Origin of the sequence: Christensenella intestinihominis (assembly GCF_001678845.1) — a bacterium.
GTDB lineage: Bacteria > Bacillota > Clostridia > Christensenellales > Christensenellaceae > Christensenella > Christensenella intestinihominis.
In genome coordinates this window covers 238,623-261,200 of the sequence record NZ_MAIQ01000003.1, presented here as the reverse complement: position 1 = coordinate 261,200, position 22,578 = coordinate 238,623, and the positions used below count along the sequence as shown (strand labels likewise).

The following is a 22,578-nucleotide window of genomic DNA, read 5'->3' as shown; positions in this document are numbered from 1 at the left end:
TGTTCTCCTTAATTTGCGATTGCATTCCAATCGTTTATCATTTGCTGTACTCCCGGCATCAGGATCGGCGAACCGTCGAGCGCGTTGACCATAACCTCGTCGCCGTTGGATTCTATTTCATCGCCGTACTCCATCGTATCCCTGTCCATATTCCTTACATACCCCTGCACCCGGATATACCAGGCGGGCACCGCCAATACCTTGTCCGGCTCGTCCTTCACATTGACGTAGGCCATCACAAGCTTTGCTTCTTCCACTTCAAAGCGGAATTTGTACTTCGGGGCGTCCGGGTCCGCCAGGTCCGATTCCTGCGGCATATTGTACCAATACAGGTGATCGACAAGGCGCTCCTTGGCTTCGTCAAACGGTATAATGCTGCTGTCCTGCGCCCTTGTTTCATCGACCTGCGCCGCATTGGCCCAGGAAAATTCCCGTATCTTTCCATCCGCATCGAGCAGCATATAGCCGCTTTCCGGGTAAAAGGGCGCGGAATACATCCCGTCCACAGACATCCCGGGGCCCCAATGCCCGCCGCTTTGTGCGACACAGGGGATGCCGCCGCATTCGCGCCCGAATTCGATAAAGCAGCCTTCCTGCGCAGGCTCGGTGTATTCGCGCCCCCACGCACTGGTCAGCTCCTGCGTATTCAGCTCGTAAAGGGCCTTTTCACAATTTTCGATCTGCACTCCCGTGACGCCCATCTCTTCCAGGATACCGACGGCCTTTTGCTGCATAGCCTCCATATCGAGATCGTTCTGTGCGTATTTTTCCTTGAGCGAGGCGATGCGGGCGTCCTCTTTATCAATCCGCTCCAATTCCTCTGAGCGGGAAGGTTCCTCATAATTCACCGCCGCCGCGCGGTCCTGCGCGTTGGCTTCCTCCTGCATCAGCGTTGTGGATTCCCGCTCAAACTCCATGCATTCACGGTAAGAAAAATAGGTCGTGCCGTCGGCGGCGTTGGCGCGCGACGCCGAGATCACCCGGTTGATTCCATCGCCGCTTTTCACCGCGAGGTTGATATAATTTTCGCCTTCCTCCGTCATCGGCTCGCCCGTATCATAATCGAGCTGGTAGGTGAATTTGGTGTCGGCGGGTTCCATCTTGTTTTCTTCGGGCGCGTTTGCCCAGCTTTTTTCCGCTTCATCGATATAATTGCGAAGCTCTTCCGCGCTTTCGCTGTGCCCGTTTGCTTCTTCCTCCGCGAGGCTTTGCCTGAGTTCCAGAATCCGTTCTTCCCAGTCGGCCTTGGTCATGGGAAGGGGCATCTGGTAAAATTCCGCGTCCCCGCCTGCAAAATATGCGATCAGGCCGTCGGCGCGTTCCTGTGTCAGCTCCAGCATGGAAAGCTCCTGCACCGGATAAACCGCCGCTTCCGGCATTTCCACGTCCACATCCGCATTCACAGTGAAATTTTCGTCCTTTGTGATATCCTCTTTCCAGTGTTCCGATACCTGGTACTGCATCGGCGCATAATGCGCTTCGTGTTCCGTCGGCCCGTCCGGCTGCGGTACGGCTTCAACCGGGATATCCTCTTTTTTCTGTACAACCGCCTGCTTTTCCGGCGTGGGCTGGCAGCCCGCCAGCAGCGAGCCGCACAGCAAAAGCGCAGCCGCCGCCAATATCCGTTTATTGATTTTCCCCCGCATCCCAATCCCTCCTGTAAAATCAGTAATATGACCGTTTGACCACGCTGCCGTCGATTGCGTTCAGCGTGACGAGCGAAACGGGCTGCTGTCCCCAGAGCTCGTCCATGTTGTATTCCGCCCGTTCCCGGTTTTCGTCCACAACATAATGGTTGCTCGTATTGTCTGGATAATCGTCCGCGTAATGGTAAAATATATTGCCGACCGCATCCCATACGGGAATAAAGTAATATTCGTCCGTGCTGTCCGGCTTGCGGGTCATCAGGTAGGAAAGGGTAAGCCGGTCGACCTGTACGCGCTGCCCGTCCGATTCCGGATCGCCCATGGAAAGGTTTGCCGTGACGTTCCTGACCTGTTCCTCCATACGCTGCACAACCTCTTCAAAGGGCAGGAGCGGCGTGTTTTCATTTTCCACCTCCGCGACTTCCATCGGGTTATCCCACGAGAACCCGACGATGCCATCCCCGTTTACGCGTACCACAATCGTTTCATTGGGAACGTGTGCGGCAAAATCTTCCTCTTCCCCATGCATATTTGCAGGAAAAATGCTTCTTTGCACCGTGCCCGGCACGTTGTGCCTGAAGGTGACCGCATAGCATGCCGCGCCGCGGTCGATGGGGTCCGCCGTCCCGTCCTCGTTGTCTTCCCAGTCGATCACCGCCTCCCGCTGCGTGGAGACCGGCACCGCGTCGATTTCCATTTGCGCAAGGGCGTCCCGCGCAATCTTTTCCGCTTCCTCCTGCGTGAGGCTGGTCGGGACCTGCGGGATGCCGCTTTCATACGGCTCGCAATACAGGCTGGAGTCCATCCCGTTTCCAAGCTCGCCCATATGGTTTGTGGCAACAAACTGCATCTTGGTTGTTTTACCGCCCAGCTCTTTCCAGAACACGCCCGTAACGCAGGTGTTTCCATCCGCTTCCGCGCGCCGTTTCCCTTCCTCCGTTAGCGCAATCCTGGTTTCCCCTTCGTTTTCCGTGGGTTGTTCTTCACCATAGTGCGCCTGGAGGGAAAGATCGTTTTCGTTGAATTTCAGCGTGCGTTCCGCTTCTTTGAGGTCCACCTGTTCGGGCGCGTTTTCATATTCGACCATAAAATCCTTCAGCCATTGCTTGTAGGTAGCCGCCGCGTCCGCGAATTCGGGATTGTCCCCGCAGGCGGCAAGCTCTTCGGTATAATAGTCGATATCGCGCTGGATTTCGTCCCTGCTGCGCTGCTCCGTATTGTTTTCGTACAGCGTTTCCCCACCGAGGAGCACGTCGAGCACGCTGTCTACTTGTTCCTGCGTAAAAGGGGCGGGCCGCACGGAATACACCGGATAGGCCGCCAGCCCGGACGGTTCCACGTCCGCCGCAAAGCGGATCGAAACGCCCGCCGCCCCCGAAAGCTCGTTTTCATACCGCGCGGGCGTTTCATAGGGCGTATCCGCGGTTTCACCGACCGCCTTTTCAAACGACCCGTCATTTTTCTGTACAACCGCCCGCTTTTCCGGCGTAGGCTGGCAGCCCGCCAGTAAAAATGCCGCACTCAGGATGCAGGCGCATACGATGCTCAAATATTTTCTCATTCCAGCTGCCCTTTCCGGCAAAACGGGGCCGCAAAATCCCTGCCCGGGCCTGTCACATAATGGCCTAGCGTCATGCTTGCGCCTTTTCCCGCCGTTTTATCCTTTCTTGTTACGCGCCTTCTTCCGCCGATTTCTGCATCATCCGTTCCATTCCCGGCATCAGGATCGGCGAACCGTCGAGCGCGTTGATAAACACTTCCTCCCTGTTATACAGGGTCTCCTGCCCCTTCATTATGCTGTCCTCCCCGAGGTATGTGCCATAGCCCTGCGCCTTAAAGCGCCACGCGGGCACGGCCATAACCTGCTCGGGCTCGTTGGCGACGTTGATATACGACATCACAAGGTCTGCCTGTTCGACCTCGAAGCGCAGCTTCATGTTCGCGTCCTCCTCCGTGTAATCGTCCGAATATTGTGAGATATTGCTCCAATACAGGTGGTCGGCCGCCTTCTGTTTGGCCTCGCCAAAGGAAAGGATATCGCTGTCCCCGGCGACGGTTTCCACAACCTTTGAAGCGTCGCTCCACGAAAAGGCCCGCACGTTTCCGTCCGCGTCGAAAATAATCGTTCCCTGTTCCGGATAGAAGGGCGCGGAATACATTCCCTCGATCGACATATTGTCCGACCAGCCCCCGCTCGTCTGGTTAAAGCAGGGCACGCCGCCGCACTGCCGGGCAAATTCGATATAGACGCCCGGCTGGTCGTTCACCGGGATATCGCTGCTGAACTCCTCCGAAAGCGGCCCCAAAACCGCTTTCTCGCACGTCGTAACCTGCACCCCCGATATTTTCAGTTCCTCGAGCATGCCGATGGCCTTTTCCCGCATCGCGTCGAGGTCGATATTGTTTTGGGCATACAGCTCTTTCTGGGTGCTGATCCGTTCGGCCTCCTCCGCAAGACGCGCCGCTTCCTCCGACTTATACGGCTCGTCCTCAAAATATTGCAGGCGCGCCTGGTCTTCCGCGTGCCATTGCTCCTGGCTTTTCAGCATGGATTCGTTGTCGTAAGAGCAGTCGCCGTAGGAGAAGTAGGAACCGTATCCGTTATCGTCCGGGCGCGTGGCGCTGATCCGTTTATTGAGGCCGCTTCCATCCTCGACGGAAACGTAAATATAGTTCTTGCCCGAGGTCTCGTCCGGCACGCCTGTTTCATAATCGTACATATAGGTAAAATTCGTATCCGTTTCCACGGGCGTTACCTCTTCCGGCGCCTCCGCCCATTTCTCCTCCGTTTCCGCGATATAGCTGCGGATGGACTCCGGCGTTTCCCCGTCGCCGCCCGCCTCTACCTTGGCAAGCTCCTCCTTCAGCCTTAAAATCTCGCCCTCGTAATACTCCTTGGTCAGCGGCAGCGGCATCTGGTAAAATTTTGCCCCCGGCTCCGTGAGGTATGCGACCAGCTCGTCCACACGTTCCTGCGTAAGGTCGTTCTTTTCCAGCTTTTGCACAGGGTATGCATCCACCTCCGGCACCATCACGTCCACATCCGCCTGTACGGTAAAATAATCGCTTTTGGGAATTTCTTCTTTCCAGTGTTCGGAAACCTTATAGGCCACCGGCTCGTAACGCTCCGCGCCTTCCCCGCCGTCCGCCGTGGGCGCGGCTCCCGTTTCCTTCAGGGCCTCCTGCGGGATTCCCTCCGCGCGGTTCACGACCGCCTGTTTTTCCGGCGTAGGCTGGCAGCCCGCCAGTAAAAACACCGCGCATAAAATACAAATCAGGATCATATTCAAACTCTTTTTCATTTGACCGGTTCCTTTCGCTGGGTAAACATCCATGTTTTTTCTTTTGGTCTTATCATAAAAAGGGTTTGTATCATTTTTGTTTCGCGGCAGGCACAATTTACGGCGCCAATGGAAACGCCCCATATGATAATGGGGCGTTTCCAAACGGTTTTTACTTATACCGGGTAATTTTATTGCTCCGGCGAGGGTCCGTTTTTCGCCGGGCAAAGCCGGTCTCCGTCCCGTCCGTTTAATAGGAATGCAGGAGGTCGATCACGGAACCGTCCACCGCATTGACGGCGAACACCGCGAACGGGCCGGGATAAAAGTCGCTTCCCGTTCCCTCCGTGGTCACATAGGTATCAAACTCCCCGTTTTCATCGGCTTTGTCGTGTTTTTTTACAGAGCCGTAAAACACATACGCGGGCACGTAGACCCCGGCATATTCCCCCGGGCGGTCCTTTTGCTTTATACGGAGGGGCGCAAGCCGGATGCTGTCGATCTCCACGTCTATCGTGTTATATTGCGGGTGCTGCTCGTTTCCCATGTTCGTGAGCGGCGCGTAGGTATTGACCGCCGCCTGCTCGAACGCGCCGACCGCCGTATCGAAATCGATGATATCCGCATCCTCCGTAAGGATATCCGCCGCCTTGCAGGGCGAGCTCCATTCGATATCCGTGATGCCGTCGCCGGCGACTGTAATTTCAATTTTTTCCTGCATCCATGGCACATCGTATGCATCGCCGCCGGACGAATAGCCGTCTGTTGCCGCATAGGCCAGCGGAGCGCCGCAGAGCGTGCGGGTATAGAAAAACCGGTAGGCATAATCCGACGCCGGGTCATAGCTGTAATCCACGTGTCCCGTCCCGTGGTTGTCCACCACATATGCGTCGAACAGCTGCACGTCGGTGATGCCGCCCGCCGCGAACAACCCGTCCGCGGTTTCCTTCGCCTCTTCAAAGGAAAGGGCCAGCTTGCCCTGCGCCGCGTCGGGAAGCGGGCCGCCTTCCTTTACGCGCACCGCGCCCTCCATCGTAAAGGGCTGGTAGGATTCCCGTTTCGTCCGGCTATAGGTCAGGGTGCTGTCCATGATTGGCGGGACCTTGCTCCCGTCCGGCCGGTCCGACGGCGCCGCTTCCGGTTCGCTGCCGTTTTCCCTGTCGAACCCGGTCATAACGGAAAAATACGTGCTGTAATCCGCACTTTGCGCGTACAGCGTATAGCATCCAAGCCGGTCGTCATGCGTCATCGTTCCGTCCGACGCGTACGGCTCGTTTTTGGTCTCGGGCGCGTCCTCATATTCCGCCTCCAACCGCCCGATTTCCTCCTCGGTCGCGGCGGCGTCTTCCTCCGTCATTTCCTCCCCGCCGATTTCGCCCTTGGCCAGGGCTTCCTTAAGGTTCAGTATATGGGTTTCAATATCGCCCTTCGTCACGGTCTCGTCATTGACGACCGGTTTTTCGCCCGGGAACAGGTAGTTAAACATTCCCGTCACCATTTCCTGCGTAAAATCCATCGGCACGGCCTCCGCGGACGGTACCTTCCCCGTCTCCGGCACAAGGACGGGCGCGTCCACGTGAATCCGCAGGTCGCCGTCCGCCGCCGTGGTATCGTACGTGTAATTTCCGGCCGGGAACTGCATATCGCTGGCCTTGCGGCCCGAATCCATGTTTTCCGAGGAATCCTTAAGCTGCTCTTCCGCGTTTCCCTTTTCCACCACCGCCGCTTTTTCCGGGGTAGGCTGGCACGCCGTGGTAAAACAGCTTACCGCCAGGACCGCGACCAGGAGCACAACGGCCGTTTTGACGCCGCCCTTTGTTTTCGCGCGGCGAAAAATCCCGCGCACCCTGCGCTCCGCGATTTTTTTTGTGGCTCCGGGCGCCATACCGAGCATGAAACGCGCCCGTTCCTGTTGGGAAAACAGGGAAACGATGGTCCTTGCGTAGCCCGCCTTTCTTTCCTTTGCCATCCCGCGCACCACCATGCTGTCGCACGCGCTTTCGATATCGAGCCTCATTTCACGGGACGCAAGCCACACGAACGGATTAAACCACCAGACAGCCTCGAGCACGCGCAAAATCGTGCAAAGCATATGGTCTTTCCGCTTATAATGCATCAATTCGTGCCGGAGCGCATAATACAGCGTTTCGTCGCTCATGCCGCCGGCCATGTCGGCCGGAAGGACAATAGCGGGCCGCAGGGAAACCGTCATCGCCGGGGTGCTGATATCGTCCGCCAGCACGGCGGAGAGCCCTCTTTTGATCCCAAGCTCCCTTTGGCAGCGCCCGAGGATGGCGTTTGTCCGCTCGTCAGGCTTCTTTCCCGTCCGGCGTAAAAGACGGCTTAAACGGCGGGCCGACCGGAAAAACCATGCCCCAATCGCGCAGGCTCCGGCGATCCATACCGCCGGGACCACAACGTCCCAATCGATCCGGACCGGCCGGTGCGCAGGCTGCGCGTTCCCCTCCGGTGCGCGGACTGCGGACTGCGCCTGCGGTTCCGGTTTCCCGGGAGCCGCCGGTTCCCCGGGTTCCAGTGCTTGCCCAAACTCCGGGTAAAGGGGCTGTTCGGGCGTTTCCGCCGCCGGTACCCGGTATTCCTGCGCCGGGACCACAAAGAAATGAATCCCGCTGTTGATCGTCACGGGGACGCACAGGCGCGCCACCAGGACCAGCCACAGCGCCGCCTGCAATACAGGCGATATTTTTTTACCCAACAGCCGTTTCACCAGCATGACCGCGCCAAACAGGATTCCCGAATAGATTACCACTTCCAGCATCAGCCCTATGACGGCGTCCATTTATTCGTCCTCCGCCGCATCGGAGAGCGTATCGATCAGGCTTTTCAGCTCTTCCTGGTCGCTTTTGCTTAATTTGGTTTCACGGATCATGCAGAGCAAAAGTTTTTTCGCGCCTTCCTCATCCAGCCGCTCCATAATGCTTCGGCTTTCGGCCCTGATGCAGTCGTCCTTCCCGACAAGCGGATAATAATATTTATTGCGTCCGCGTTGGCGGAAGGCGATCATCCCTTTTTGGGAGAGCCTGTTAAGATGGGTCGAATAGGTTGGGTAGCCCCATTTCACCTTTCCCTTGAGGGAATCGATGATCTCCGACAAAATCTGCGGCTCCCTGCCCCATAATGCGGACATAATCATCCACTCCGAGCCTGTCAGCGTTTTTTTAACCTGTTCCATAGCGCACCTCTTACACTTGTAATCTTATAATTACAAGTGTAATGCTATCGTTACATCGTGTCAAGCAATTTCCGGAATATTTTTTATACCCGGAGCAGGCGTCCCTGAACCGCCGCGCACAGTCAAGGCGATGATAACAGCAGGGTATACCAACCGCTTTTCATTCCGGCCCTAATATCCCCTGCCAAGATCGATCACGCTTCCGTCGATGGCGTTGACCGCCATCAGGGCGGCCTTCCGCGGCTGTTCGGACGCCCAGTCGAATTGCTCCAGCGCGGTAGGGGCCGTATCTTCATATCCCTCAGCCGCAAACCTGCCGGCGTCCGTCTGGCTTCTTAAAAACGCTTCGTTGCCCAGATACCGCACTTCGTCCCCCCTGGTTCCCCTGTTCTCCCCGTAAAATATCCACGCGGGAACGACCAGGCCCTCGGTCTGCGCGGCCCCCTGTTCGCGAATCCTCAGCGGGACCAGCCGTATTTCGTCCACTGTGATGTCCAGTTCCACTTCCCCGTTATAAATGGTCGTAACCACCGGCTCGTAATATATTTTTACCATCGCCGCGAACACGTCCATGACCTCGCCGAAGGGAAGGAGGGCGGGCGCCTCCTGCGCCGTTTCCCCAATTGCGACCGGGTCGCTCCATTCGATGTTCACAATCCCATCGTTATCGACCTGGAAACGAATGCTTTCATAACTCCACGGAACCTCAAAGCCTTCCTCCCCGCTTGTATCGGTCATAAGCCCGGTGTCGTCGAAATAGAACAAAGGAATTCCGTTTAAGGTACGGGTATAGTAAAATTCATATGCAAAATTCCCGGAATCCGTTTCCAGGTTGGAGTTGTAGCCGTCGAGGAGGAACGCGCTTCCAAGGCATACCTCATCCCCGGCGCCCGCCGCTTCCAAAAAGCCCTCGCACATCTGCCGCGCCTCTTCGAAGCTGACCGCCAGCCCTTGGGCGGCGTCCTCCGGCAGCTTTGCATTGCCGTCAAGCTCCGCCACCCTGTTGCTGTAAACGCGCCCCTTGCTTTGATCCACATAATACAAAAGATATGACCCGCCGCCCCATTTCCCCACTGCAGAAGCGTCGGCATAGGTAGACACTGTAAAAAACGCGTCCCTGCCGTTCACGGTAAGGCTGCGGAACGGTTCGCCGGGATCGCCAGGGGGCGCCGCCAGCGTCCCGTCCGATGCGCCGCCCACCGGGTCGGCCTCGGGCGCGTCCTGGTAAAGCGCTTCCAGCGCCGCGGCCTGTTCCTCCATATCCGCCGTATTTTCCCCGTTTGCCCGCGCTTCTTCCATCCGCCTGCGCAGGTCTATAATCATTTCTTCGATCTGTGGCTTCGTTTCCGCCTGCGGCATGATTTCCGTCGGTTTTTCCCCGGGGAACAGATAATGGAACATTCCCGTCACCTGTTCCTGCGTGAAGATATCCATCGATACCCGCGCAACCGGAAGCGTTTCCGCATCCGGTGTTTCCACTTCCGCGTCCACCGAGACGCGTAGCTTTCCGCCCGCGCCTTCCGTTTCAAAGGTATACGGCCCCGCGGGGACGCCGAGCTCCGCGAGGGAACGCGCGCCTTCCTCCCCCTCCGAAACCTTGCGGGTCATGCGCTCCGTGTCCTTCCCCGCCACAGTTTGTTTTTCCGGCGTGGCCTTGCAGGCGGCAAACGCAAAAACAAGCGTGACAATAAGCAGGATTAAAACTGTCCTTTTCATTCCGGCGGCTCCTTTCGGCAAACAAAACCCACAAACTTTATAATCCTATGTCCATCATAAAAAAAAGTTGCATCATTTTTGCAAACAAAAAGGAGCCCGGCAACTCATGCCCGGCTCCCCCCGAATTCCGTTCGTTTACGCCCCAAGGCGGGCCAAAAAGCGTTCCCCGGCACGGTTTCCCTCCGGCGTATCCTTAAATACGCCCGCATCCCCGAGGATGGCCTCGAATACAAGGCCGATTTCCGTCCGCAGGATTCCATCGATGTTGTCCGCACCAATTTCACCGTATTTTTCCAGGAAGGCATCAATCCATTCCCGGTGCGGGGCCAGCGGCCCAATTTCGGAAATGCTTTTTTTGCAAAGCAGCGCGTCCCGGATCAGCTCCATGCTCTCCTTCAGGCGGGGCGGCAAAATTGCGAGGCCCATCGCCTCGATCAGCCCGATGTTTTCCTTTTTGATGTGGTGCTTGTCCGCGTGGGGATGGAAAACACCCAGCGGATGCTCCGGCGTGGTGATGTTGTTGCGCAAAATCAGGTCCAGTTCAAACATCCCGTCCCGGAACCGCGCAACCGGCGTGACCGTGTTATGCGGGGTGTTTTCCGTACGCGCGTAAACAAAGGCGGATGCGTCCGTATAATCCCGCCATACGGAAAGCACGTGGAAGCCCGCTTCCGCAAGCCTCTTTTCATCCTTTCCCCGCAGGCGCAGGGTATACATCGGCCATTTGATTTTACACGCCTGCACATCTTCAAACCCGCTGATTTTAAATCCGGCGAGATTTTCCGCCCGTTCGATGGGCAGCGCAAAGCACCCTCCCTGGAAATGGTCGTGGGTCAGGATCGAGCCGCCCACAATCGGCAAATCCGCGTTCGAGCCGATAAAATAATGCGGGAACTGTTCCACGAAGCCGAGCAGCCTGTAAAAGGTGCGCCTTGTAAGCTTCATCGGCACATGCTCTTTTTTTAATACGATGCAGTGCTCCCGGTAATAGGAATAGGGGGAATACTGGAAAAACCACTCCTCCCCGTCAAGGCCGATTGGAATAATCCTGTGGTTGTGCCGCGCGGGATAATCGGCGCGCCCCGCATAGCCCTCGCTTTCCCGGCACAGCAGGCACTTCGGATATCCCGCCTGCACCCTGTTTTTCGCGGCGACAATGGCCTTGGGGTCCTTCTCCGGCTTGGAAAGGTTGATCGTGATGTCAAGCTCCCCGTATTTCGTCGGCGTTTTCCATTTGATATCCCTTGCGGCGCGGTCTCGGCGGATATAATTCGTATCCTGGCTGAACCGGTAGAAAAAATCCGTCGCCTGCCGGGGGGATTTCCGGTATTCCTCGCGGAAACGCCTGATTACCTCCGACGGGCGGGGCGTAAGCGCGCCCATCAGCGCCGTATCAAAGCGGTCGCGGCACGAAACCGTATCCTCGCCGATCAGTCCCTTTTCATACGCGAAGCCGCACAGCCCGTCCAATGTCTCCACGAGGAATTCCTCCGCGGGCGCGCAGGGCCCTTCCGGCCCGTCCAGGTGAAGCAGGCCATACAGCCTGTTCCGCGTGTATACGGCGTCGTCCCGTCCAACCAGCCCGGTATGCACCCCATATTGTACAAGCGCCTCTACCCGCCTGTAAACCATGCCCTCTTCCTGTTCCATTCCGCTTCCTTCCCATCCGGGTTGGCGTGGCGCCGCCCTCATAAAACCCGGATTCCTCCTTCGTTCCTCACCTGGAGCACCTGGGACGCCCCTTCCCCGAACACGCCGTCCATCGCGGCGCGGTAGCGTTCCACAAACCCGTTTTTGACAAACGCCAGCACGGAGCCCGCAAAACCGCCCCCATGCACGCGGGCCACGCCGTTTTTGCCGAGGATGCTCCCGCTTACCGCCAGCCCGATGGAAACCTCCTGCTTTTTCGGGTTGCGCGCAGTATATACGTTCTGCAAATACTGGAACGACGAGCTGCCCGATTCCCCGACCATTTGCAGGAACGCGTTGAAATCCCCCCGCGTAAGCGCCTCCGCCTGCCTTTCTACCCGTTTTTCCTCATTGAAAAAATGAATGGCGCGCAGCACGGGCCGGTCTCCGAGGCGTTCCCTCAGCGCCGGGATGCTTTTATAAAACAGCGCTTCATCCACCTTCCGCAGCGCTTTTTCCCCAAAAAATTTCGCAACGTCCTCCATTTCCGAGCGAAGCGCCGCATAGTCCGCGGTCAGGTTGTCGTGCGAGCCCTTGGTGTCGGCGATGCACAGGCTGTAATTGAAATCCTTAAAATCCACGGGCAGCTTTTTCACCACGGGGGCCTTCGGCTGTTCAAAATCGATGAACACAAGGCCGCCCACGGCGCACGCCGTCTGGTCCATCAGGCCGCACGGCTTTTCAAAAAAAACATTTTCCGCATATTGGCCCGTTTTCGCAATTGTAAGCGGCTCTATTTCCATATCGTTGAACAGGCCGGAAATAACCGTCCCCACGAGCACCTCGAACGCCGCCGAGGAAGAAAGTCCCGCGCCGATCAGCACGTCGCTCGTAATATAGGCGTTAAAGCCGCCGACCCGGTATCCCTTTTCCCGGAGGCCAAAAGCCACTCCCCGGACGATGGCGGCGGAGGTTTCCGCCTCCCCGTCTTTTTTTCCAAGGTCCCGCGCGTCGATATCGATCATTCCATAGCCTTCCGACACGACCCTGATCCTGTTTTCTTCGTTATATCCCGCGACAGCGAGCGCGTCCAGGTTGACCGCCGCCGCAAGCACCATGCCCTGCTGGTGGTCCGTGTGGTTTCCGCTCACCTCGGTCCTGCCCGGCGCGCTGTACAGCTCCGCTTCTCCCCCGCCGAAAAGCCGTTCATACTCCCCGGCCGCCCGGCAATACCGCCGCCGGGCCTTTTCCGCATCCGCATACAGCTCCCGGAGCCTTTTGTCATGCTCCCCGCTTTCGAGTTCCCTTATCAGCCGACCTGTCTCTTTCATCCCGCTCCACCTTTGTTATCCGGCGCGGCCAATTGAAGCTCCCGCCGCCATATGAATTATTTGCCGTCCCGTAATATTTTATATTACTTTATGCCCGCTTGTACAGCCTTTATACGTCCCGCGCGGCATAAACCGGGTAATTTTTTATTCTGCGCCCGCCGAAAACCGAAAAGGCGGCGGCGCTTGACGCGGTTTTATTTATATCCCGTTTACATTGATGGTATACTATAGGCATCAAAAAACAGGGGAAACGGCTGATGAACAAAATTTTGATCGTTGACGACGACGCGTATATCCGCGAGCTCGTCAGCACGGTAATCAAAAATGAAGGCTTCGATGTGCTTGAGGCCTGCGACGGACGCGACGCCCTCGCCATGCTCGGCGGGGAGAAGGTCGACCTTTGCATCCTCGATATCATGATGCCCCATATGGACGGATACGAATTTTGCCGGTCCGTACGGCGGTATTATGATTTTCCCATACTCATGCTTACGGCGAAAGCCGAAACCGCCCAGAAGGTAAAAGGCTTTGAACTCGGCGCGGACGATTACCTTACCAAGCCCTTTGAAACGGAGGAGCTTGTCGTGCGCGTGAAGGCGCTGCTTAAGCGTTACCAGATCGCCTGCTCGCAGACGCTGCAGGTGGGCAGGCTGCAAATCGATACGTCAAGCCACGCGATCATTATAGACGGCGGTATGCTGGATATCCCGCTCAAGGAATTCGAGCTTTTGGCTTTGCTTGGCTCCTATCCCGGCAAAACGATGCCGCGCGACCGCCTGATCGAGGACGTATGGGGCTATGATTTCGACGGAAACGAACGCACCCTCGACGTGCATATCGGCCGCCTGCGGGAACGGTTTCCCGAAAAAGCGTTCGGGTTTAAGATCACCACGATCCGCGGCCTTGGCTACCGCCTGGAGGTGACCGTATGAAGAAGCCGTCCCGCCGTTTCAGCCTGTGGAAGATGGCCGGGGGCTTCCTTGTTACCCTCCTGCTGGTTTTGCTGTGCATCGTTCCCGCCTATTTCCTCTGCACGGCTGTTTTTTCCGCCGTAGGCAGCCCGCCCCTGCTTGCCGGGCTCGTTATCGTAACCACAATCGGGGTTGCGCTTGCGTTTGCGCTGCTCAGGCTGTTTGGGATTTTGGCCCGCCACAAGCACCATCCGGGCGGCCGCCATATGCCAAAGCCGAATTTCCTGGACGAAGTGTTTGGGGCGCTCGACCGGATTGCCGCCGGTGATTTTGACGTGCTGATCGACCAGGACGCCAGTAATCCTTACAACGAACACTATAACGAGATGGTCTCCCGCATCAACAGCATGGCGCAGGGCCTGAAATCCATGGAACAGCTGCGCCAGGATTTTGTGTCCAATGTGTCCCACGAAATCCAGTCCCCGCTGACCTCGATCGGCGGATATGCGGCGTTGCTGCACGACGAAACGCTGCCGGAAGAAAAACGGAATCATTACCTCGACATCATCGAAGCGGAAAGCAAGCGCCTTTCCGGGCTGAGCGACAATCTTTTGAAGCTGTCCGCCCTCGATGCGGACCGCGCGCCCTTTGACCCGCGGCCCTTCCGGCTGGATAAGCAGCTTGAAGAAATCCTCCTGCTGCTGGAGCCGCAGTGGTCGGCAAAGGAGATTGAGCTCAACGTCGATTTGCAGGCCCTGACAATATCCGGGGACCGCGACCTCCTCTCGCAGGTGTGGATCAACCTGCTGAATAATGCAATCAAGTTTTCACACAGGGGCGGAACCATTTCGGTATGCCTGCGTTCCGCGGACGGCGGCGCGCAGTGCACGATCCGCGACAACGGCATCGGTATTCCGGAAGCCGACCTGCCGCGCATTTTCGAGCGGTTCTATAAGGTCGATAAGGCGCGGGACAGGAAGGCTGGCGGAAACGGGCTCGGTCTTTCCATCGTCAAAAAAATCGTCGGGCTCCACGGTGGAACAATCAAAGCCGAAAGCACCGCCGGGCAGGGCGCGGCTTTCACCGTAAGCATACCGGGGTAAGCCCCCGGCCAAATTCCGGGCGGGCAATGCCCGCCCGGTCTTACCGATAAGATCAGCAGACCGTTCAAAAATTCGTCGCCGCAGACGACGGTTGCGGGGATTTTAGGCAGTCTGGGGCGGGCCGTACGGCCCTCTTTTTGTTTACCTTCCATTTACATTGCGTTGAACTTTTGTTTAAGCCGCACGGTTATCCTGAAAGCATCGAATCAATCACAAGGAGGATTTATCCTATGACAACATACGCAATGAAATCCGTGGAAGCGGCGCTGCCCGGCGCGCTGGTCGATTATTTGTTCCGGCTCGCGCTCCGGCATCCGGAAACCGACGTGCAGACCTTCCGGCTCCGTCCTGACGAGCTCCACGCGGACACGCTGACAGCCGTCGAACACACCATTTACCGTTCCCGCTTCCGGGAACAGCACCGGATTTTCGGCGTCCGGCCTGTCTGCGCCACGGTTACCGTCTGTTTTGACGGAGTCGGCTATAATATGTCCCTGGCGGATTATAAACCGCTGGGCGGGGAAGTTGAGGTGGGATTATGCTGCGGCTTACCATATCAAACCAGCACTATTTAAAGGCCGTCTACCGTCTGGGCGGCGGCGCGGCAGGCACTCGGGTTTCCGATATCGCGCAGGCGCTCGGCGTTTCCCGGGCCAGCGCCTGCAACGGGGTGAAGGCGCTGGAAAAAAAGGGGTTTGCCACCAGGAGTGTGGACCACAAGGTTTTCCTGACCGAGGAAGGGATGTGCACAGCGTATACCCTGGAGGAAAACTTTGCCGTGGTGGAACGTTTTTTTGAGGAAATCCTTTGCATCGGCAGTGAATCCGCCGCCTCGCAGGCCTGTACCCTCGAACATTCGCTGACACCGGACGCGTTTGACGCGCTGTCCCGTTTCATCCGGGTGTACCGCTACAGCGGGATGGCCGGGTAAACGCGCGGCGGGAAAATATTGTGCATTTCCCCGCAAAGAAAAATCCCGCCCACCGGGGACGGGATCATTGCCGCAGGAAGCCCTGCGGCTTTTCCTTATCTCAGATAGCTTGTCCCGATCCGCTGGCCGGGAATATCGCGGTCGGTGTATTCCTCCGTCGTCACGCCCAAAATAATTCCGCTGCACGGGGTGTGCCCTTCCGGCAGGTTAAGCCGGGCGACCAGGTCCGGGTTTGCGTTAAGCACCGCAACGCCGCCCCAGATATAGCAATGGCCCACGCCGAGGTCTGTGGCGGCCAGGGACATGTTTTCCACAATGGCTGCCGTATTGCAGTAATCGATGCCGCCGACCTTTTCCGCGCCGTCCGGCTTTGAAGAAACGAGGATAAACGTAGGCGCGCCGTAAAAAAGGTGCAAATCCGGCTTTCCGAACATCGCAGAGGCCTTTTCCTCAATTGCCTGCATAAATTCCCGGTTTTCGATTACGGTCAGGTGAAAATTTTCATATTTCCCCATGCCCACGGGCGCCGCATAGGCCGCCTGCAAAACCGTATCCAGCGCTTCCCTGGAAATCTTTTCGCCGGTATAGCTCCTGACCGACTTTCTTCTGTTGATCGCTTTCATTGTTTCCATAATATAACCTCCTTGAAATTTTTTAGTTTTTCCGTTCACGGGAATAGTATACTACTTTTATTAACCTATGTTTAATTTTTGGGGGAAATCCGAAAAAAGGTCCGGTTTTTCCGCCCTTGCTCCCGTATGGGCCCGCCCGGGGCCGCCGCCCTTGATTTCTCACGGGGATACAGTATAATGAGTATACCAATGATTACGCAGGGAAAGGGGCAGGGCGTGGAAGATATTTTGCAGGGTCTCAATGAGGCGCAACGGGAAGCCGTTACCGCAACGGAGGGCTTTGTGCGCGTGATCGCCGGGGCCGGTTCCGGCAAGACCCGCGCCCTTTCGCGGCGGTTCGCTTATCTGGTAAACGAGGTCGGCATCCTGCCCGGCAATATCCTCTGCGTTACGTTCACCAACAAATCGGCGGGCGAGATGCGCCAGCGCATCCACAACCTGACCGGCGATAACGATACCGGCTACATCAACACCTTCCACGGCTTCTGCGTTTCCGTTTTGCAGGAGGACAGCCATGCGGTGCAGTATCCGAAAAGCTTTTTGGTGCTGGACAATTCCGATATCGACGCCATGCTGAAAATCATCTATGAGGAACGGGGGCTGACCCTGCGCAACATGACCTTCGGCCGTGCGCGGGATATGATCGAGATTCGCAAAACCTTCACGGAAAAAGACTATTACCTTGACATGATCAACATGTCTATAAACACCCTGAAACAAAAATATGACGACGCCACTGAGGCCTCCGATATCATATTCTACGGCTACCTGTACCAGGAAAAGAAATGCTTCGGTCTCGACTATAACGACCTGATTAATTTTTCGCTGTATATTTTCCGGCAGGACGAGGCCATCCGGCTCAAGTGGCAGAAACGCCTGGAATATATTATGATCGACGAATTCCAGGATATTGACGCGCTGCAATACCAGCTGATGGAGGTGCTGTGCGGTTACCACAAAAACCTGTTCATCGTGGGCGACCCGGACCAGACCATCTACACCTGGCGTGGGGCCGACGTGCGGTATCTCCTGGATTTTGACAAGGCGTTCCCAAACGTCAAAACCATCCTGATGATGCAGAATTACCGTTCGACGCCGCAGGTCCTTGCCGCGGCCAATTCCCTCATCGGCAAAAACAGGAACCGTATCAAAAAAGAGCTCGTTCCCATGCTGCCGCCGGGCGGCCCGGTCATTTGCCACCACGCCGAAACCGCGCAGGCCGAAGCCGCGTGGATTGCCGGGCAGATCAAGGCTTTGCACGACGGGGGCGCCGCCTACCGCGAGATCACGGTTCTCTACCGCGCGCATTACGTTACGCGAACCGTCGAAGAGGTCTTTTTAAAGGAAAAAATCCTCTATGCCATATACAGCGGCGTCCAGTTTTTCGGACGGATGGAGATCAAGGACGCCCTCTCTTACCTGCGCATGATCGCCTACCAGGACGACCTTTCCTTCCTGCGCATCGCCAATGTGCCAAGGCGCAACCTGGGCGAACGGCGCATGAAATTTTTACAGGAATACGCGGCGCAAAACCAGTGCTCCCTCTACGCGGCGCTCCGCGGGAACATCGAGCACGATATATTCAAGGGTACGAAGGCGGCGCAGTTTGTTTCCCTGGTCGAATCCTTTTCCGCCGACTATGCCGAGCGTCCCATTTCCGAGGTCCTGTCGGCCATCTTAAACGAAAGCGGCTATGAAAAAATGCTCCGCACCGAGGGCAGCCAGGAACGCCTCGATAATTTGGCGGAGCTGAAGCAGTCGGTCTACGAATACGAAACCTCCTGCGGGGAGGAAAGCACCCTCGAGCATTACCTCGCCCATGTGGCGCTGTTCTCGAACGGCGACGCCGGAGACGCGGGCGATAAGGTGAAGCTGATGACCGTCCACGCGGCCAAGGGTCTGGAATTTCCCTATGTGTTCCTGTGCGCCATGAACGAGGGCATTTTTCCCTCCAAAAAAACAAGCACCCTGCAGGGGATGGAGGAGGAACGGCGGCTGGCCTTTGTCGCCATGACGCGGGCGGAAAAAGCGCTGTACCTTTCCAGTGCCGACGGCCGGAATTTTGACGGCTCGCCCCGCTATCCGTCCCGGTTCGTGCTGGATATCGACCCGGCACTGCTTTCCTTTACGCAGCCCCCGCGCGACGGGCTGGTCGCCGAGGCGCGGGATTATATCACCCTCAGCAGCCGCTGGCTGGCCGAAGATTCCCAAAGGCAGCCCCTTGCCGTCGGGCAGCGTGTGAAGCACAGCATCTTCGGGCCCGGCGTGATCGTGGATGTTGACATGGTTAAAGCGGCCCATATCGTCCAGTTTGACAAAATGGATACCCCCCGCGCCATTTCCTTCCGGGCCAAACTCGATAAATGCTGAATTGCGGTAAAATGAATAAGTAATAGCGAATAATGAATAATAAAAGAAATGTGTCGCATTCGCGACGAATCACAGGTCTGGTGGTCCCTGGGCATAGGATGCTTCAAGAATACACGGCAAATCAATGACATTCAATCTACGGGCCGCATTATATGCGGTCCCTGAAGTAAATCGAAAAAAAGAGGACGTTTCAGAATTTTGGCTGCTTTTGCCCCCGCTCAGGAAAGCCTCATCTGCGAAATTCCTTTTTTCCGCTTTTCCCTTGCGTAAGCGCGGCAGGAAACGAGGAAGGAGGCGAGCATCGTGATAAACGCCGCCGGGACCGCGATCCTGGGGGAAATGACGCCCAGCCTCGGAAACAGCAGCATCCCCAGCGCCACCCCGGCGGGTACGCCTATAATCCGGCCCTTTTCCGGCCCGAGCAGGTAGAACGCCGCCGTCATCAGGGCAAAGATCGGGAACACCACGCATCCCCCGGATATCGAAGCAATGGGCCATCCCGGCCGCGCGAAAAAGGCTTCCGCGAGCACTCCGGCGCCCATGCCGATCCCCGCCGTAAGCAGCAGGAACAAAAATCTTGCCCCCACCACCTGTTTTTTGGTGCAGGGCAGCGCTAGGACGTATCTGTCCCACCGGGAGGTTTCGTCATACGCGAATGCCGCAAGTCCGGCCATCCCGCCGATAAACGTACCGAGCATCGTGGCAAAGCCCGGCAGCGGGATGGCGGCCCCTGCCACGAAGGCCGCTGCGCACGCCGCAAGGGCGAGGCATACCGGCAGGTAATACTTCATGACGATGATATCCTTGATAACCAGGCCTTTCATTTGCTTTCCTTACACCTCTTTGTTCCGGTAAACGCGCACCGCGATCTGGTAGGAAACCGCCAGCGCCGCCACGCCAATCAGGGGCAGGAGCCACATCAGCAGGGGCAGCATGCTTTGCAGGGACCCGGCAAAACCGCCCTCCACACCGCTTTCCATGGTATTTGAGATGGCGATAAAAGCCATAAACGGCACGAGGAAAATAATAATTACAACGATCCTGCTTTTTTCCACCCCAAATTTGTAAATAAGCGGGATTACGATGCTGATAAACAGGAACGCAAAGCTTACGAGCATGGCCATCACCGCGGCGACTTCCATGTCGATCGTCGCGACCCTCGCCGCCGCGAAAACGAGGTTCAAGGCAAACCCGATCCCCATTCCAATGCCCACCATAATCAGTGAAAACGCATATTTGGAGCCGACGATCTGCCTGCGCGTATAGGGCAGGGTAAGCACAAATTTGTCCCAGCGGCTCGAAGCGTCGTACGCAAACGACGTGAAGCACATCATCCCGCCGATGAACGTGCATATCCCGGTTGCAAATCCCGCTGAAAATTCGCCGTCCCCCGTGGCGATCATGGGAATCAGGCAGATGGCAATGATAAAAATATAAATTCGGAAAAAACTCTTGGTTCCGAGGAATTCTTTTACTAAAAGGCCCTTCATTTCCGTTCCCCCTTTACTGTAAACAGCATGATGTCCTCGAGGGATGCGCTGTCGATCACCATGTTTCCATATTTATGCGCGGCGGCGTTTTTGTCCGCGGTCAGGGCTTCGTACCCGAAGCCGGACTTGCGGAAGCTTACAATGTCCCCCGCGTCGATTTTTGCGAAATCGTCCGCACCGCATTTTAAAATGCCGTATTCATACAGCATTTTATCCTTGCTTTCGGAAAGGACCACCCTGCCCTCGTGGATGAAGGTAATATAGTCCGCCACCTTCTCGAGGTCGCTGGTGATATGCGACGAGATGAGGATGGAATGCTCCTCGTCCTGGATGAAATCCAGGAACACATCCAGTATCTCGCTGCGCACAATGGGATCGAGCCCGCTCGTCGCCTCGTCGAGGATCAGCAGCTTCGGGCGGTGGGCAAGCGCCGCCGCAATCGAAAGCTTCATCTTCATACCGCGTGAAAACTCCTTGAGCTTTTTATTTCCCGGCAGTCCGAAATTTTTCGCCAGCGAAGAGAACATGGCGTCGTCCCACGTTTTGAACATATTGCGCATGATGGCTGCCACATCCCGGAGCTTCAGCGCTTCATAAAAGCAGCTTTCGTCCATAACCACGCCAATCTGTTCCTTAATCTCCCGCTCGTCCTTCACATGGTCGAGCCCAAAGACCCGAATGCTGCCCGCGTCCGCGCGGATCATGTTCAAAATCAGCTTGATGGTGGTGGTCTTGCCTGCCCCGTTTTCGCCGATCAGGCCCATGATGCTGCCCTGTGGAACCGCAAAGCTTACGTCCCGCAGGGCAAAATCGTTGTATTGCTTGGTGATATGATTCAGTATGATACTGTCCATGATAAGCTTCCTTTCGACCCTTGCGCCGTTCCCTTATTCTTCATACAGGACGCGCAAAATTTCTTCCAGTTCTTCGAGGGAAATGTCGCTGCTCTTTGCCACGGAAACCGCATTTTTCAGGTGCCCTTCCGCAACCTTAAGCTGTTCCTCCCGGATGAACTCCACGTTTTTCTGCGCTACGAAGCTGCCCCGGCCCGTAAAGCTTTCGATAAACCCGTCGCGTTCAAGGTCGTCATACGCGCGCTTCGTCGTGATAACGCTGATTCGTAATTCTTTTGCCAGCAGCCGCATGGACGGAAGGGCGTCCCCTTCCCGGAGCTCCCCGCCGATAATCATGTTTTTAATCTGCGAGGTAATCTGCTCATAGATCGGCTTTCCGCTGGAATTGCTGATGATGATATCCACTCATCAAGCCTCCTGGTTAAATATTGTATATATACGCTATATACAATATAGCGCCCGTATATCCGTTTGTCAATAGGAATTTAAGAATAAAAAACCGTTTCACGGACAGGGAAAAGCACAATAAATCGGGAACGGGCGCTTTCGCGGTGTTATAATGGATAAACAGGCAGGGGGTGAACGTTATCGAATGGATTAAAAGTATCGGCAAGGCGATCGACTACATCGAGGAGAACCTTACAAACGGGCTGACCATTGAAAAAATTGCAAACACAGTGCTTATTTCCCCGTTTTATTTCCAAAAGGGGTTTTCCATGCTCTGTGGCTTTACCGTCGCCGATTATATCAGGCAGAGGAGGCTGGCGCTCGCCGGCAGCGAACTGGTTTCCTCCGATGAAAAAATTATCGACATTGCCCTGAAGTACGGCTATGATTCTCCCGACAGCTTTACCAAGGCTTTTACACGTTTTCACGGCGTCACGCCGACGGCTGTACGGAAGGACGGGGCAATGATTAAATCGTTTGCTCCCCTTAAAATCTCATTTACATTGAAAGGCGGTTTTACAATGGATTACAAAATTGTTGAAAAGGACGCGTTCACGGTGATCGGCGCGGCAAAAAAATTCCCGTATGACAATGCGATGGAAGAGGTGCCGAAGTTTTGGGCCGGGCATTACCAATCCGGCGGGGGCGATACCGTATGCGGCATGTACGGCGTTAATATCGACGAGAGCATGGGCGGCAAGGAGTTTGAATACCTGATCGCGGACGATTATAAGGAAGGCGCGGAGGTGCCGGACGGTTTTGTGACAAAAACAATTCCCGCATTCACCTGGGCGGTATTCCCGTGCACGGGAAAAATGCCGGACGCCATGCAGGACGTGAACCGGAAAATTTTTTCCGAATGGCTGCCAAACTGCAAGGACTATGAATTTGCAGCGGGATACAATATCGAAATGTACAACGATCCTTCCGCTTATCCCAATGGCACACAGGACGAAAATTATTACAGCGAAATTTGGATTCCTGTGAAAAAGAAGTAACCGCAGTGTTATCCATAGGCCGAAGGCCGCGAAAAAAGGGAGCTTT

The 22,578-nt window shown here is 56.2% G+C and carries 19 protein-coding genes; 6 read left to right on the top strand and 13 right to left on the bottom strand.

What is annotated here, in order from left to right; genetic code table 11:
* Positions 1-8 precede the first annotated feature (8 nt).
* From BBD38_RS06310 to BBD38_RS06275, 8 genes are all read right to left on the bottom strand, one after another.
* Positions 9-1,646, bottom strand: a complete 1,638-nt coding sequence (locus BBD38_RS06310; RefSeq protein WP_066685889.1) for a DUF6034 family protein — start codon at positions 1,644-1,646, stop codon at positions 9-11.
* A 19-nt stretch (positions 1,647-1,665) separates the two neighbouring features.
* Positions 1,666-3,207 (bottom strand): DUF6034 family protein, encoded by a 1,542-nt coding sequence (locus tag BBD38_RS06305; protein ID WP_066685888.1) that lies wholly within the window; start codon positions 3,205-3,207, stop codon positions 1,666-1,668.
* A gap of 109 nt (positions 3,208-3,316) precedes the next feature.
* On the bottom strand, positions 3,317-4,948 hold the full coding sequence (locus tag BBD38_RS06300; protein ID WP_147568103.1) for a DUF6034 family protein: 1,632 nt from the start codon (positions 4,946-4,948) through the stop codon (positions 3,317-3,319).
* Positions 4,949-5,177: 229 nt separating this feature from the next.
* Positions 5,178-7,727: a DUF6034 family protein gene (locus BBD38_RS06295; RefSeq protein ID WP_066685882.1), complete on the bottom strand. Its 2,550-nt coding sequence runs from the start codon at positions 7,725-7,727 to the stop codon at positions 5,178-5,180.
* Positions 7,728-8,120 carry a BlaI/MecI/CopY family transcriptional regulator gene (locus BBD38_RS06290; protein ID WP_066685879.1) on the bottom strand — a complete coding sequence of 131 codons (393 nt, stop codon included), beginning with the start codon at positions 8,118-8,120 and terminating at the stop codon, positions 7,728-7,730.
* 171 nt (positions 8,121-8,291) lie between these two features.
* Positions 8,292-9,836: a DUF6034 family protein gene (locus BBD38_RS06285; protein ID WP_066685878.1), complete on the bottom strand. Its 1,545-nt coding sequence runs from the start codon at positions 9,834-9,836 to the stop codon at positions 8,292-8,294.
* Positions 9,837-9,971: 135 nt separating this feature from the next.
* Entirely contained in the window at positions 9,972-11,486 is a 1,515-nt protein-coding gene (locus BBD38_RS06280; RefSeq protein WP_328585604.1) for a UDP-glucose--hexose-1-phosphate uridylyltransferase, read from the bottom strand.
* A gap of 38 nt (positions 11,487-11,524) precedes the next feature.
* Positions 11,525-12,796, bottom strand: coding sequence for a galactokinase (locus BBD38_RS06275; RefSeq protein ID WP_066685873.1), 1,272 nt, complete (start codon positions 12,794-12,796; stop codon positions 11,525-11,527).
* 257 nt (positions 12,797-13,053) lie between these two features.
* On the opposite strand from BBD38_RS06275, the gene BBD38_RS06270 reads away from it, so the two are divergent.
* From BBD38_RS06270 to BBD38_RS06255, 4 genes are all read left to right on the top strand, one after another.
* The gene (locus BBD38_RS06270; protein ID WP_066685869.1) at positions 13,054-13,728 is read left to right on the top strand and encodes a response regulator transcription factor; all 675 of its coding nucleotides are present in this window, start codon (positions 13,054-13,056) and stop codon (positions 13,726-13,728) included.
* On the top strand, positions 13,725-14,810 hold the full coding sequence (locus BBD38_RS06265) for a sensor histidine kinase (protein WP_066685868.1): 1,086 nt from the start codon (positions 13,725-13,727) through the stop codon (positions 14,808-14,810). Before BBD38_RS06270 ends, BBD38_RS06265 begins: the two co-directional genes overlap by 4 nt.
* A gap of 230 nt (positions 14,811-15,040) precedes the next feature.
* Positions 15,041-15,385 carry a hypothetical protein gene (locus BBD38_RS06260; RefSeq protein ID WP_066685864.1) on the top strand — a complete coding sequence of 115 codons (345 nt, stop codon included), beginning with the start codon at positions 15,041-15,043 and terminating at the stop codon, positions 15,383-15,385.
* Complete coding sequence (locus BBD38_RS06255) at positions 15,349-15,741, top strand: metal-dependent transcriptional regulator (RefSeq protein WP_066685861.1); 393 nt, start codon at positions 15,349-15,351, stop codon at positions 15,739-15,741. Before BBD38_RS06260 ends, BBD38_RS06255 begins: the two co-directional genes overlap by 37 nt.
* A 95-nt stretch (positions 15,742-15,836) precedes the next feature.
* Here BBD38_RS06255 and BBD38_RS06250 read toward each other — a convergent pair whose 3' ends face one another.
* On the bottom strand, positions 15,837-16,373 hold the full coding sequence (locus BBD38_RS06250) for a nitroreductase family protein (RefSeq protein WP_066685854.1): 537 nt from the start codon (positions 16,371-16,373) through the stop codon (positions 15,837-15,839).
* 177 nt (positions 16,374-16,550) lie between these two features.
* On the opposite strand from BBD38_RS06250, the gene BBD38_RS06245 reads away from it, so the two are divergent.
* Entirely contained in the window at positions 16,551-18,743 is a 2,193-nt protein-coding gene (locus BBD38_RS06245; protein ID WP_235829103.1) for an ATP-dependent helicase, read from the top strand.
* A 218-nt stretch (positions 18,744-18,961) separates the two neighbouring features.
* Here BBD38_RS06245 and BBD38_RS06240 read toward each other — a convergent pair whose 3' ends face one another.
* Genes BBD38_RS06240 through BBD38_RS06225 form a run of 4 tightly spaced genes read right to left on the bottom strand, consistent with a single transcriptional unit; the run spans position 18,962 to position 21,492 of the window.
* On the bottom strand, positions 18,962-19,567 hold the full coding sequence (locus tag BBD38_RS06240) for an ABC-2 transporter permease (RefSeq protein WP_066685848.1): 606 nt from the start codon (positions 19,565-19,567) through the stop codon (positions 18,962-18,964).
* 9 nt (positions 19,568-19,576) lie between these two features.
* A complete protein-coding gene (locus tag BBD38_RS06235; protein ID WP_066685847.1) occupies positions 19,577-20,233 on the bottom strand; it encodes an ABC-2 transporter permease in 657 nt (218 codons plus the stop codon).
* The gene (locus tag BBD38_RS06230) at positions 20,230-21,087 is read right to left on the bottom strand and encodes an ABC transporter ATP-binding protein (protein WP_066685845.1); all 858 of its coding nucleotides are present in this window, start codon (positions 21,085-21,087) and stop codon (positions 20,230-20,232) included. The genes BBD38_RS06235 and BBD38_RS06230 overlap by 4 nt, the downstream gene beginning before the upstream one ends.
* A 33-nt stretch (positions 21,088-21,120) precedes the next feature.
* Positions 21,121-21,492 (bottom strand): GntR family transcriptional regulator, encoded by a 372-nt coding sequence (locus BBD38_RS06225; protein ID WP_066685843.1) that lies wholly within the window; start codon positions 21,490-21,492, stop codon positions 21,121-21,123.
* 182 nt (positions 21,493-21,674) lie between these two features.
* Between BBD38_RS06225 and BBD38_RS06220 the strand changes: the two genes are divergently transcribed.
* A complete protein-coding gene (locus BBD38_RS06220; protein ID WP_066685965.1) occupies positions 21,675-22,532 on the top strand; it encodes an AraC family transcriptional regulator in 858 nt (285 codons plus the stop codon).
* The last annotated feature ends 46 nt before the right edge of the window (positions 22,533-22,578 follow it).